At 38.9% G+C, this 14,205-nt stretch carries 12 protein-coding genes; 10 read left to right on the top strand and 2 right to left on the bottom strand.

The features are described 5' to 3' along the window. The first annotated feature begins 60 nt into the window (after positions 1–60). Entirely contained in the window at positions 61–441 is a 381-nt protein-coding gene (locus tag LXL81_RS20520; protein ID WP_194118982.1) for a co-chaperone GroES family protein, read from the top strand. A gap of 30 nt (positions 442–471) precedes the next feature. Here LXL81_RS20520 and LXL81_RS20515 read toward each other — a convergent pair whose 3' ends face one another. Beyond that, on the bottom strand, positions 472–1,182 hold the full coding sequence (locus LXL81_RS20515; protein ID WP_234648635.1) for a hypothetical protein: 711 nt from the start codon (positions 1,180–1,182) through the stop codon (positions 472–474). A gap of 267 nt (positions 1,183–1,449) precedes the next feature. Here LXL81_RS20515 and LXL81_RS20510 point away from each other — a divergent pair, with 267 nt between their 5' ends. From LXL81_RS20510 to LXL81_RS20495, 4 genes are all read left to right on the top strand, one after another. Further along, positions 1,450–2,472 carry an aldo/keto reductase gene (locus LXL81_RS20510; RefSeq protein WP_234648634.1) on the top strand — a complete coding sequence of 341 codons (1,023 nt, stop codon included), beginning with the start codon at positions 1,450–1,452 and terminating at the stop codon, positions 2,470–2,472. Positions 2,473–2,550: 78 nt separating this feature from the next. Continuing rightward, on the top strand, positions 2,551–3,024 hold the full coding sequence (locus LXL81_RS20505) for a hypothetical protein (protein ID WP_234648633.1): 474 nt from the start codon (positions 2,551–2,553) through the stop codon (positions 3,022–3,024). A 45-nt stretch (positions 3,025–3,069) separates the two neighbouring features. Further along, positions 3,070–4,392 carry a DEAD/DEAH box helicase gene (locus tag LXL81_RS20500; RefSeq protein WP_234648632.1) on the top strand — a complete coding sequence of 441 codons (1,323 nt, stop codon included), beginning with the start codon at positions 3,070–3,072 and terminating at the stop codon, positions 4,390–4,392. 144 nt (positions 4,393–4,536) lie between these two features. Then, positions 4,537–5,961, top strand: a complete 1,425-nt coding sequence (locus tag LXL81_RS20495; RefSeq protein WP_234648631.1) for a DUF4173 domain-containing protein — start codon at positions 4,537–4,539, stop codon at positions 5,959–5,961. A 203-nt stretch (positions 5,962–6,164) separates the two neighbouring features. Here LXL81_RS20495 and LXL81_RS20490 read toward each other — a convergent pair whose 3' ends face one another. Continuing rightward, on the bottom strand, positions 6,165–6,356 hold the full coding sequence (locus tag LXL81_RS20490; protein ID WP_090339609.1) for a cold-shock protein: 192 nt from the start codon (positions 6,354–6,356) through the stop codon (positions 6,165–6,167). Between the two features lie 243 nt (positions 6,357–6,599). Here LXL81_RS20490 and LXL81_RS20485 point away from each other — a divergent pair, with 243 nt between their 5' ends. The 5 genes from LXL81_RS20485 to LXL81_RS20465 all read left to right on the top strand — a co-directional run bounded on the left by LXL81_RS20485 (position 6,600) and on the right by LXL81_RS20465 (position 14,196). Beyond that, positions 6,600–7,595: a YheT family hydrolase gene (locus tag LXL81_RS20485; protein ID WP_234648630.1), complete on the top strand. Its 996-nt coding sequence runs from the start codon at positions 6,600–6,602 to the stop codon at positions 7,593–7,595. 270 nt (positions 7,596–7,865) lie between these two features. Beyond that, positions 7,866–9,770, top strand: a complete 1,905-nt coding sequence (serA, locus tag LXL81_RS20480) for a phosphoglycerate dehydrogenase (protein ID WP_234648629.1) — start codon at positions 7,866–7,868, stop codon at positions 9,768–9,770. A 235-nt stretch (positions 9,771–10,005) separates the two neighbouring features. Continuing rightward, a complete protein-coding gene (locus LXL81_RS20475) occupies positions 10,006–11,079 on the top strand; it encodes an aminotransferase class V-fold PLP-dependent enzyme (protein ID WP_234648628.1) in 1,074 nt (357 codons plus the stop codon). A gap of 258 nt (positions 11,080–11,337) precedes the next feature. Next, positions 11,338–12,501 (top strand): cellulase family glycosylhydrolase, encoded by a 1,164-nt coding sequence (locus LXL81_RS20470; protein WP_234648627.1) that lies wholly within the window; start codon positions 11,338–11,340, stop codon positions 12,499–12,501. Positions 12,502–12,624: 123 nt separating this feature from the next. Further along, on the top strand, positions 12,625–14,196 hold the full coding sequence (locus LXL81_RS20465) for an arylsulfatase (protein WP_234648626.1): 1,572 nt from the start codon (positions 12,625–12,627) through the stop codon (positions 14,194–14,196). The last annotated feature ends 9 nt before the right edge of the window (positions 14,197–14,205 follow it).

Here is a 14,205-nt window from a genome sequence, read left to right as displayed (position 1 = left end):
ATTTTTTACAATGCACTTTACTGATTTAAACTAACGTCGCACCACGACAGATTTATAGATATGTACGAAGTTACAGCAGACAACCGTTTGAGAAGATTGATCATCGTTGGAGATCGCGTTTTGATAAAACCAAAAAGTCCAACCGACCGAACCAACAGCGGTCTATATTTACCGCCAACAGTTACCGAAAGAGAACAAGTTCAAAGCGGTTACGTGATCAAAGTTGGTCCGGGTTATCCAATTCCTACGCCTTCCGAAGATGAACCATGGAAAGAATCAGAAGAAAAACTGAAATATATGCCTTTACAGGCCAAAGAAGGTGATATCGCCATTTATCTGCAAAGAAATGCGATTGACCTGGAATATGATGGTGAGAAATATGTCATTGTTCCCCAAGGTTCGATTTTGATGTTGGACCGGTCTGAGGATTTATTTGAATAATAATTTATTTTTCCTTCAAAATATCTCCCTTTAATTTGTTTTAGAGGGAGATATTTTAGTTTCAGCTGGAAGAATATCAAACTCCGGACCTATTGTGAAAAGAGCATCATCAATAGGTTTTTCTGTGATACTTTGGGCTTTGAGATGTAATAATTCGATATTATTATCGTCAAAATAAAATTCAAGGGGAGTTCCTGTCAACTTTTGATATTCGGGTAGGAAAAGGCTAAAAGAAGTATCAATATTTTTCGCTACTAATAGTTTCCAGGTTCTATCAGGATCTTTTTCTACCCGATAAACTGTTTCAGCCTGAGTTCCTAAAACTATAACTTTTTTAAAAGTTTCTCTGTACGTGCAGTGAGTAATTTTGCCACTTATTGCAAAGTGGGCTGGTCTTTGTTCAAGCTCTTCAATTGTCTCAAAAGAAGCTGATTTCCTTAAAGAATTTAATAACGGAGAATCAATCACTAAGTACATTCCTTTTTCATTTAAAATTTGTGTAATTGTAAAGGAAGACATTGAATCAGGAGTAGACGGACTTATAATATCCATTCTACGTAAATTGTTTTTCTTATATAACCTGATTTCACTCACAGAAACACTCGAAGAATCTATTGGTCGTTTATGTGACAAAATAGAATCAACTTTAAAAATTATTACCCCTTCCGTAAATTTTACCTGGGCGTTAACATGGATTGCGCTTAACATAAAAACAAATGCAATAACGACAGCTTTCTTCATCTTGTTTAAGCTGGATTTAAAAGGAGAGTGGAGCATGAGAATAGTTATTCGGGTATATATGATCTGAAATTAAAGACTTTATTTCAAAAAATATTGAAAATTCATCTTTTGAAGTCTTTTAATCAAACTTTGATTAAAAGACTGTATTAGGAGGTTGCTACAATTAGCTGAATCGCTTTAAAAGATTTGTTCAAACAATAACATTGCCCTCCTGAAATAAACCTTAATTTTAAGCCAGTAATCGTATTTATTCAAAAACAAACTATCATGAAATATAAGTTTTTAGGAAATACCGGTGTCCTGGTTTCGGAATTATGTTTCGGTACCATGACTTTTGGTGGTGATGGATATTGGGAAGCCATTGGTAAACTTCAACAGGAAGAAGGAAATGCATTAGTAAAAACAGCTTTCGACAGCGGAATTAATTTCTTTGATACAGCCAACGTTTATTCCTATGGTAAGTCGGAGGAAATACTTGGTAAGTCATTTAAAGATCTGGGAATCAATAGGAGTGAGGTTGTTGTAGCCACCAAAGCCAGAGGCAGAATGGCGCCCGGTGCGAATCAGATCGGTTTGTCGAGACTGCATATTATGGATTCTGTAAATGACAGTTTGCGCCGTCTGGATATGGATCATATTGATCTTTTTTATATTCACGGTGTAGACGCCTATACTCCGCTGGAAGAAACCATGCGTGGATTGGAAGATATTGTCCGTTCCGGAAAAGTGCGTTACCTGGGCGTGAGTAACCACGCAGCCTGGCAAATCATGAAAGCAAATGGAATTGCAGAAAAAAATCGCTGGACAAAATTTGTAGCCTGTCAGCATTATTATACCATAGCAGGCCGGGATCTGGAACGTGAACTTATTCCGATGATGGAGGATCAAAACCTGGCCCTAATGCCTTGGAGCCCACTGGCAGGAGGTTTTCTTTCAGGGAAATATACCAGAAACAACGAAACTTCGGGAGATAACCGTCGTGATAATTTTGATTTCCCGCCGATCGATAAAGAAAAGGCATACGATATTATTGACGTGATTCAGCCCATTGCAGCATCTCATGGTGTTTCAGTCGCTCAGATTTCATTAGCCTGGTTGTTGCATCAAAAAAGTGTGACAAGTGTAATTATCGGTGCTAAAAAACCGGAACAATTGAAAGATAATATCGCAGCGACAACTGTTTCATTATCCCAGTCCGATCTTGCGCAATTGTATGATATCAGCATGCTCAATACCGAGTATCCGCAGTGGATGTTTGAGCGTCAGGGAAGGGACAGACTTCCGCAATAGATTTTTTCAATCTGAAAAGTAAAGGCAGCTGGTCATCCGGCTGCTTTACTTTTTCTAACCTCTCTAATCAGTTTATTAATGATTTACCTTTTATGGTCTTTATTCAATATCGGAATGCTTGTTTGGTTTCTTTTAATCGCATTCGGCGCCTTAAAATTGTTTCTGAAAGAAATGGGCATGGTTTCAACCATCATTTTTGTCATTGGCGTTTTTTCTTTTATAAAAGGATCGGTGGTGAGTGATCAGGACAAAGGATATCAAATGAAACAAAATGAAGCCGTTGGAATAAAGAATCTGGAAAATGCAATTTCCTATCATTTGGATCTCAGTTACATTTATACAAAAGATTCAACTTACACGGGACAATTATCCTCAAAGATTCTGGTATCCGGACTGATTTCCGGACATGGATGGAGCCCGGGATTAACTTCTGCCTTGATGGAAAATGGGATTGTCAGTTATCAGGTAACCGGATTTCATCAGTGGAAACTGCTTGGACTGGTTTTATACAATCAGGAGCAGGAATTTAAAGGCACCGTAAAAGTGAAATAATGATTACTATACGGATTTGGCCGAAGAACAAAGTACCTTTGTGATATGTCAAATCAGGAAAATTTAGAAACCACGCTATCAGGGCTGGGAATCGCTGCGTTAAATGAAATGCAGCAGGAAGCAAATACTGCGATTCAGGAAAATTCAGAAATACTTTTGTTATCCCCGACAGGTTCAGGTAAAACACTTGCGTTTTTACTTCCGATTATGTCGGTTTTGCAAAGGGATATATCAGAGGTTCAATGCATTATCATTGTGCCAACAAGGGAGTTGGCATTGCAGATTGAATCAGTATGGAGGAAAATGTCAACCGGTTTTAAAGTGACCTGCTGTTATGGTGGCCACGATATGCAGACTGAAATTAGAAGCCTTAGTGAAGCTCCGGCACTGTTAATTGGAACCCCGGGAAGATTAATGGACCATATTTTCAGAAAGACTTTTACAACCAGAAAAATTACAACGCTTATTCTGGATGAATTTGATAAGTCTCTGGAAATGGGTTTTCAGGATGAAATGTCCGAGATTATGGGCAACCTGCGCGGACTGAAAAAAAGAATTCTGGTATCAGCTACCGAAGGTTCGAAAGTTCCTTCGTTTACAGGTGTGAAAAATCCTGTTGTGCTGGATTTTATTGCCAATAAAAATCAGGAAAGCGGCCTGACAGTAAAACTAGTTTTGTCTGACAAAAAAGATAAAACTGAAAAGCTGGTTCAGCTTTTGAGCTTTCTGGGTTCAGAATCAACGCTGATTTTCTGCAATCTCCGCGAATCGGTGGAACGGCTAAGTACTATCTTAAAAGAAGAGGGAATTGATTGCGCCTATTTTCACGGCAAACTTGAACAGGAAGACAGGGAGCGTACTTTAATTCGTTTTCGAAACGGATCTACGTTATATCTTGCAGCGACGGACCTGGCGGCTCGTGGTCTGGATATACCTGATATGAAACACGTTATACATTTTGAGCTTCCGTTAAAAGCAGACGAATTCAGGCACCGCAACGGTCGCACCGCCCGTATGCTGACAGAAGGAACAGCTTATATTTTATTGAATTCTGACGATGTTTTACCTGAATATATTGTAAGAAAACCTCAGGTTCTGGATCTGCCCGCGAAGTTTACATTACCAGCCCCATCCGAATGGACAACGATTTATATCAGTGGAGGAAAGAAAAACAAGCTGAATAAAATGGACATTGTAGGCTTTTTAATCCAGAAAGGAAAACTTGAAAAACAGGATCTTGGACTGATTGAAGTGAAAGATAATATCTCCTTCGCTGCTGTCAGAAAAAGCCAGGTAAAATCCATGTTGAGCCTGATTTCGGAAGAAAAAATGAAAGGAAAAAAGTTTAAGATTGAGGTGGCAAGATAAAAATCAGATAAAAAATAATGTTGATGGGCGTGGTCATTTCTATGATCACGTCCTTTTTTATAAATAAATATTCAACCAGTCTTGTATTTATAACTTTAAATACATTTACTTTGTAATTCAAAGTACTTTTAAAATGTATAAATCATGACGAAAATTCGTACTTATCTGCTCTGGATTATTTTATCCGCACTTCACACTTATCTATTTTACGAGCTCGGCACAGGAGTCAACGCATTGTTGTTTTCCGCTTTGACTATTGCCGTAGTCACATTATTTCATGGATTGAACAATGAAAAATTGTGGTGGCTCGCAGCCTCAGGCCATCTGATCTCTGCACTTTCCGTTGCCTTGCATAGTTATCCATGGAGCACAGCCATTTACAATTTATCTTTTTACACACTGGCAGGATATGTTGTTTACGTAAGGAGCAGCTTGCCGATAGCCATTATCAACAGCCTGTACCGGAGCTTCTTTTACAGTTTTATCATAACGGTTTACAGTGGATTTGTTGATTTGCTTCACGTGATTTTCAAATCGAACAGTTCTTTCCTTGCATTCAGGAAAACTTCTCTCTATATCGCACCGATCACGGTCACAGCTGTTTTTTATTTTTTATACGGAGCTGTAAACCCGGATTTTTTTCTAACAATTAATTTTCCGGATTGGGAGTTTGATGGAGGAATTATCGCCTACACTTTATTTGGTTTAATCATTATCTGTCCATTATTTTTTCCGGGCAACCCAGGTCCGCTTGTTGCCTGGGACGCATCGAAGCCAAATCTGCTGAAAAGGCAATATGAGAAAGTAAAAGGAAGATGGTTTCCCATTCTTGGTTTGACATATGAAAACAAACAGGGCGTGATCATGTTCATTATGCTCAACACCCTCATCGCTGCGTTCCTGGTTTTTAATATTTCACAGATATTTTTTCCGTCATTAAATTATCATCCGATCGGGCATTCCGACCAGGTCCACCAGGGTTTTGAGGTGCTTATGTTGAGTATAGGTGCGGCTATCGTGCTGATTATGTATTACTTCCGTGAAAATCAAAATTTTTATAACAAGAAAGACAGGCTGGTAAAATTTGCCACAATCTGGATTATACTGAATGGTTTGCTGATACTTTTTACCTGCTATAAAAATATTCTTTATGTAGATGCTTTCGGGTTGACATACAAGCGTATATGTGTTTTCATAGGTATGTTATTGACAAGTATCGGTTTGTATTTAACACTGATTAAAATTTACAGGGTGAAAACAAACTGGTATTTGCTAAGACAAAATGCCTGGGTGCTTTATTTTGTCTTCACATCTTTTGGCGTCGTGGATTGGGATCGTCTGATTACCTGGTATAATCCAAATTATGCGCAGTTTCTGGACGTAAATTATATTTTAACGCTTGGCAATACCCAGATTCCATATATGAGTGAACTGCTAGATGCCAAAGATCCAAGAGTTATACCATACAAAGCGGCTATTGAAAGTAAGAGTGTAAACATGCAATTGCCCACAAGCTGGCAGGCTGAAACGGCGGATTCGAAATGGATGCCGAGAAAATATAAAAAATAATAAGTGCCGGGTGAATTAATCTATTAGCCATGATAATTAATTCCCCGGTTTTTTATGTTTTTGAATAAATCAGTATGATAAATACTCCGTCTAATGCTGATTCATTGAATATTCGAGATGATAACTAATCGAAAAAACGATCAGAGTACAAAAAAAGCCTGATATCGCGATATCAGGCTTTCCAAATGATAGTATGATTAAACTTAGATAACTTTAACGTTAACCGCGTTTAGACCTTTTTTGCCATTTTCTACTTCGTAAGACACTTTGTCATTTTCACGGATATCGTCTTGAAGACCTGAAACGTGAACGAAAATGTCTTGGTCTCCATTAGATGGAGAAATGAAACCAAATCCTTTGGAATCATTGAAAAATTTTACTGTACCTTCTGCCATTAGTATTGTTCTTATATATTTTGAAGACCAAATATACGAACGTCTTTTGGATATACAAGAAAAAAAATATTTTTATTTAGAAAAAGTAAAATTTAATATTCTCCGATAGGAGTTGTAGACTATGTGGCGGGCGTTGATAATTCTTCAAAAGGGATAGCTGATTTTAAATTTATTTTGAAAATTTTGGCTTCCGGGACATATAACAGTTTCTTTGTTTCCTATTTAAATGTACGAAGCGTCAGCATGCCTGTAATCAGAACTTCTAATCATAAACCTCCTTTTTGGCTTCCAAACGGCCATTTGCAAACCGTTTATCCGGCACTTTTCAGAATTATCAATTCTGTGCATTATCAAAGGGAACGTATTGTTACACCAGACCAGGATTTCCTGGATCTGGATTGGTCACTGGCACCGAAAAAACCGGATTTTGAGGGTAAAAATAATTTGGTAATTCTTTCGCACGGACTGGAAGGAAATAGTACCCGCCAATATATTTTAGGTATGGTACGCTTTCTGAATGCGCAGGGTTATGATTGTCTGGCCTGGAATTTTCGCAGTTGCAGTGGTGAAATGAATAAAACTTCACGTTTTTATCACAGCGGCGCTACCGAAGATCTGGATCTTGTTATTCAACACGTTTTTGAAAAAGGATATACCCATGTCGATTTATTGGGTTTCAGCCTTGGTGGAAATCTGACACTTAAATATTTAGGAGAAAAGGGGGCCGGTATTGATCCGGGAATAAAAAAAACGGTTGTTTTTAGTGTTCCAATGGATTTGAAAGCTTGTAGCCTGGAAATTGTCAAACCTCAAAACAGGTTATATCAATCGAGATTTCTCAAAACGCTTAAACCCAAAGTTGATCAGAAAGCGGTTCACTTTCCCGGAGACATCAATCCTGCTGATTTCAAATTTGTAGCTACCTTATATGATTTCGATGATATTTTCACAGCACCGCTTCACGGCTTTCAGAATGCCGACCATTATTATGAAATGAGCAGTGCTATGTTTTTTGTCAAAAATATAACCATTCCTACCTTAATTGTCAATGCAGCCAATGATCCGATTGTTCCTGTAAATAGCCTTCCGGTTGGTCTGATCAATACACTTCCGCATGTTTTGTTGGAGATTTCTGATTTTGGAGGCCATTGCGGATTTCGTCCTTCGGGTTTATTTCAAACCAATTACTGGTCAGAATTGCGGGCATTGGAATTTCTTCGAAGTGAATCATTGTTGTAGGTGTAGGCACGCTATCCGATTTTTTGTTGAAGTTATATTTTGTTAAAATGAATATAAGAATTTGATATTCAGATACTTTTACAGGAATTTTCCTTTTTTATAAATTTTGCGAAATTCTGAAAACAATAATAAAAAGCGTCAGATTAACATTTTTTTAGGGTCATAGAAAACAGATTCGTAATTTTGTGACAAAATTGGGAATTCAGCCAAATTTAACCGTTTGAAACATTCACATTTTAATTTGATACTTATTCAGTTATCTCCTGCTTCATGCCGACATTAACACTCAATCCCCCGCATATCATTATTGATTTTGACAGTACTTTCACGAAAGTAGAAGGACTGGACGAACTGGCTGCCATTGCATTGACAGGGCATCCGCAACGTGAAAAGATTGTTCAGGAAATTGCTGACCTGACAAATATGGGTATGAACGGGGAAATGTCTTTTTCGGAAGGGCTTCACAAGCGCATTGATCTTTTGAAGGCTACCCGAGCCAATATTGAAGAATTGGTTTCTTTTTTAAAGACCAAAGTTTCTGATTCTTTCCAACGGAACAAACAGTTTTTAACCGAAAATGCAGACCATATTTTCATTGTTTCAAGCGGATTTAAAGAATTTATTATTCCGGTTGTAACGGAACTGGGTCTGCGCGCGGATCACGTATATGCCAATGAATTTCGTTTTGATGAGCAAGGTAACATTATTGGTATCGATGAAGAAAATGTTTTGTCGACAGACGGAGGGAAGATCAAATTACTCTCTTCTCTGAAACTTGAAGGTGAAGTTTATGCCATTGGAGACGGTTACACGGATTACCAGATTAAAGAAGCGGGTTTCGCAAACCGTTTCTACGCATTTACAGAAAATGTTGAGCGTCCGAAAGTGGTAGCTGTTGCAGATCATATTGCCACTTCTTTTGACGATTTCTTATATGACAATAAATTAAGCAGAAGCCAGTCTTATCCAAAAAGCCGGATTAAGGTTCTTTTGCTTGAAAACGTTCATCCGGTTGCTTTGCGTGCTTTTGAAGAGCAGGGTTTTAATGTTGAATTTGTGAAAGGTGCGCTTGATGAGGATGAACTTTGTGAGCGTATCAAGGATGTATCTATTATAGGTATCCGTTCTAAAACAAATATTACAAAACGAGTTCTGGAAAATGCCAATCGTTTGATGGCAATCGGTGCCTTTTGTATCGGTACCAATCAGATTGACCTGGAAGCAGCAGCTGAAAAAGGTATTGCAGTTTTCAACGCACCATATAGCAATACGCGTTCTGTGGTAGAACTTGCTGTGGGTGAAATGATCTTGCTGATTAGAAATATTGTTACAAAAAGTAACCAGATGCATGCCGGAATCTGGGATAAATCTGCGAACGGAAGTTTTGAAGTTCGTGGAAAAAAACTGGGTATGGTGGGTTATGGAAGTATAGGTACACAGCTTTCTGTTGTAGCTGAGGCTCTGGGTATGGAAGTGTATTTTTATGATGAAGTTGAAAAACTGTCGCTTGGGAATGCCCGTAAACTTAATTCTCTGGAAGAGTTACTTTCCGTTGCTGATGTGATCAGTATGCACGTGGATGGTCGGAAGGAAAATTCAAACCTGATCGGGAAACGTGAATTCAGTTTGATGAAAGACGGCGTGATTTTCATGAATCTTTCCCGCGGACATGTGGTGGATATTGAAGCTTTGGCAGAAGCAGTGAAAAGTGGAAAAGTGGCCGGAGCGGGCGTTGACGTCTTCCCGAAAGAGCCGAAAACAAATGATGAATCTTTTGAAAGCGCATTACGCGGATTGCCAAATGTAATCCTTACTCCTCATATTGGAGGAAGTACCGAAGAAGCGCAGGAAAATATCGGGCATTTTGTTCCTTCCAAATTGCTGGAATTCATGAACAATGGTAGTTCTTATGGAAGTGTGAATTTCCCGGAGGTTCAATTACCGAAACTGAAAGATTCTCACCGTTTGCTTCATATTCACGCCAACGTGCCGGGTGTTTTAGCAAAACTGAATAACATTTTCGCGAAAAATAATATCAACATCACAGGTCAGTATCTGAAAACGAACGAGAAAATCGGTTACGTAATCGTAGATATCGCGAAAGGATATACAGAAGAATTTATTCAGGAAGTAAAAGAAGTTGAAGGTACCATTCGTTTTAGAATGTTGTACTAACGTAATATAGTCAGGAAATTGTCATGGATAGTCAGGCATGGTCATTTATTGTTAGTCATTTGTAGTCAGGTTTTGTCAAGGGTTGTCATTTATAGTCAGGGTTCAGCGACAAATGACAATCCTTGACCACCCATGACAATTAATGACAACGTCCTGACCATCCCTGACAACTAATTACAACTTCCTGACAACCCCTGACCATTCATAATGATCCCCACTTTCCAGCCATATTAAAATGTCACTAACTTTTTTCACTCCAGGTCCCGCGCAGCTTTACCCGACATTTGAAAAACATTTACAGACCTTTGTAAGTGAGCAGTTGGGCTCAATTTCGCACCGTAGCCAGCAATATCGTGATCTTCATAAATTCACGGTTGATCAGCTGCGTACGCTTTTGAATGTTCCGGATTCACACGCAATACTTTTTCTAGGTTCAGCCTCAGAAGCATGGGAACGTATTTTATTTAGTTGTGTGGAACTGGAAAGTTTTCATTTGGTGAATGGTTCTTTCTCGAAAAAATTCTATGACTATTCCTTAGGCTTGTGCAAATATGCGCATAGTCAGGAAAAACCAATGGGCGAGGGTTTCAGTGCTTCGGAGGTTATTGTTCCTGAGTATGCTGAATTGATCTGTACAACCCACAACGAAACAAGTTCTGGTGTGCAAATGCCGGTTTCTGAAATTCATAAACTGAAACAGAAATATCCGGACAAACTGATCGCGGTGGATATTGTTTCGTCAGCACCATATCCTGATCTGGATTTTAACTTAATTGATACGGCGTTTTTCTCCGTTCAAAAAGCATTTGGTTTGCCAGCCGGACTTGGTGTCTGGATTGTGAATGAAAAGTGTCTGAAAAAATCGGAGGAAATTAAAAAGCAATATTCAATCGGTGCGCACAATGATTTACCGACCCTTTGGAAGAATGCTCAAAACAATGAAACACCCGCAACACCAAATGTGATGGGGATTTATTTGTTAGGCAAAATCGCAGAAGATTTTAACAAAATTGGTGTAAAGAATATCCGTAAGGAAACAGAACAAAAGGCGGATCTGCTTTATAAATTTATCGAAAGCGCGAATGGTTTTTCTTCGTTTGTAAAAGATAAAAAATACAGATCCCAAACAGTTATCGTAGCCAATACAGAACAGCCGTCTGCGGATATTATCAAAACAATGAAAACAAAAGGAATGGTAATTGGCAGTGGTTATGGACAGTTTAAATCTTCTCAGCTTCGTATTGCTAATTTTCCTGCTACTTCATTGGAAGAAATTCAGTCTTTGATTCAGGAGTTGAAAGCGTTATAATCAGAATATTTTTAGTGTTTAAAGCGTAAAATCGTAATTGGTTTTGCGCTTTTTTTGTTCTATCCGGAAAGTAGACTGAGTATGTAAATGAACAAAAATCCTTTTTTTCAAAATGAAAGAAAGATTACAAACGTTTCACGCAAAATAGAAAAGTTGAATACAAAGTACGCAAAAAATATACTTAACGATCTTAGCATATTATCTTCCCTTCTTTGCGTGAAACCTCTTAAAAAACTTAAAACTCTTAAATCTTTATAAATGAAATTTTTAAAAACGACAGTCTGGGCATTACTTATCGGGCTTTCTTTCCAAAACTGCGCGAAAAAGGCAGAAGAAAAAAAGGAAGAAGCCACAACAGAACAGAAATCAGCATCCAGAGAAATCTGGACAAAAGAGCAGGCTAAGGAGTGGTATGGGAAAAAGGATTGGATCGTTGGTGCCGACTTTTTGCCAAGTACCGCCATTAATCAGCTTGAAATGTTCCAGGAAGCTTCTTTCGATACAGCCACAATCAACAAAGAATTGGGCTGGGCAGAAGGAATTGGTATGAATACGATGCGTGTCTATCTTCACGATTTATTATGGCAGCAGGATTCAACCGGATTTTTGAAAAGACTGGATACTTTTCTTTCCATCGCTGATAAACATAAAATCAAGCCGGTTTTTGTAATCTTCGATTCCTGCTGGGATCCCTTTCCAAAACTGGGAACGCAACGTGCGCCAAAACCAGGCGTTCATAATTCCGGCTGGGTACAAAGTCCTGGTTACAATGCATTGAAAGACAGTACGCAATATCCTCGTTTGGAACAGTATGTAAAAGGTGTTGTAAAAGAATTTGCGGGCGACGACCGTGTTTTGGCCTGGGATATCTGGAATGAGCCGGACAATACAAATAACAGTTCATATGGAAAAGTTGAGCTTCCTAACAAAGTTGATTATGTATTGCCACTGATGAAAAAAGCTTTTGGCTGGGCAAGATCTGTTAATCCTGAGCAGCCATTAACTGCCGGCATTTGGGCAGGAGACTGGACTTCACACGAAACTTTGAAACCGATAGAAAAAGCCAGCATCGACGAATCGGATGTGATTTCTTTCCATAATTATGACAATGCAACCGAGTTTGAAAAACGTATCAAACAATTGCAGCAATACGACCGTCCGATGATCTGTACCGAATATATGTCTCGTGGAAATGGCAGTTTCTTTGAAGGTTCTTTACCAATTGCAATGAAATATAATGTGGGCGCAATCAACTGGGGACTGGTTGACGGAAAATCACAAACCATTTACCCATGGGATAGCTGGAAAAAAACATATACAGGCGAACCAACGCTATGGTTTCATGATATTTTCAGAAAAGACGGAACGCCATACAAACAGGCAGAAGTTGACCTGATTAAAAAACTTACTGCCCGCAAATAATTTTTGAAAAGATATTGAAATCCCGTGACGGCTGATACCTGTCACGGGATTTATTTTTTACACTTATATTTGACAATAATTAAACTCTGAACCCTGTCATTTAAGTTAATAAAGCCGCATTTTATGAAGTTAATTACTCAGCAAATCATCCGGACAATCCGATTTATAAATCAACAATTTAACATTTTAACTTTTGTCTTAATACTATTTTCTTCCGTTGCTTTTGCACAAAAAAAACAAAAACCGAATGTCATTTTCATCTATGCGGATGACCTCGGTTATGGAGATTTAAGTTCTTATGGGGCGACTAAAATCAGCACACCCAATATTGACAGGCTTGCCAAAGAAGGTTTAAAGTTTACAAACGCGCACGCAACTTCCGGAACCTGCACACCTTCAAGATATGCCCTGATGACGGGAAATTATCCATGGCGGAAAAAGGGAACAGGCGTTTTGCCCGGAAATGCATCACTGATCATCCCTGTTGATAAAATTACATTGCCACAGGTTTTTCAAAATGCTGGTTATAAAACCGGAGCTGTCGGGAAATGGCATTTAGGATTAGGATCGCCCGGAAGAGAAATCAACTGGAACAAACCACTCCTGGTTGGACCGAATGAAGTGGGCTTTGATTATGCCTATTTTTTTCCGGCAACATCGGATCGGGTTCCAACCGTTTTTGTTGAAAACCACAATATTGTCGGCTATGAAAAAGAAGATCCGATTGAAGTTAATTACAAGGAAAAAGTTGGTAAAGAGCCTACCGGAAAAGAAAATCCTGAATTACTGAAATTACAATCTTCTCCAAATCACGGGCATAATAATACGATCGTGAACGGTATTGGCAGGATCGGTTTTATGAGCGGCGGAAAACAGGCGCGATGGGCAGATGAAGAAATCGCTCATGTATTTTTGAGTAAGGCAGAACAGTTTATTGAAGAAAACCAGAAGAATCCGTTCTTCCTGTATTTTTCACTGAACGACATCCACGTGCCACGTATGCCGAGTACTGAATTTAAAGGGAAAAGTAAAATGGGATTGCGTGGCGATGTGATTTTACAAATGGACTGGACCGTTGGCCAAATCCTGAAAAAGCTCGAAGCACTTAATTTGGAAGAAAATACACTGATTATTTTTTCAAGTGATAACGGTCCTGTTCTGGACGATGGTTATGCAGACAATGCTGTTGAGTTAGCAGCTGGTCATAAACCTGCCGGCGTTCTACGTGGTGGAAAATATAGTGCTTTTGAAGGAGGCAGCCGTGTTCCCTGGCTTGCACGCTGGCCTGAGGTGATCAAACCCGCAACTGTTTCAAGCGCATTAATTTGCCAGATCGATTTGTTGTCATCCTTCGCTCATTTTTTTCAGCAAAAGATTGAGGACAAAGATGCGACTGATAGTTTTGAGTTAATGGACGCACTGATCGGAAAAGAGAAAATTGGCCGCGAAAGTCTTGTCACACAGGGCGGTGCACTTTCTTTCACAAAAGGAAACTGGAAATATATTGAACCAGGCACCGGCGAATCTTTCAACAAACTTACCGGCACAGAACTCGGAAACGACCCGAAACCACAATTATATGATTTGAGCAAAGATATAGGGGAGAAGCATAATTTGGCCGGGCAATATCCTAACAAAGTAAAAGTAATGGCGGATGAACTGGCGAAGATAAAAGAAGCGGGTGGGAGTAGATAATTGGCTGTT

The organism is Dyadobacter sp. CY356 (assembly GCF_021440195.1).
Lineage (GTDB): Bacteria > Bacteroidota > Bacteroidia > Cytophagales > Spirosomataceae > Dyadobacter.
This window is presented reverse-complemented; position numbering and strand designations above follow the sequence as displayed.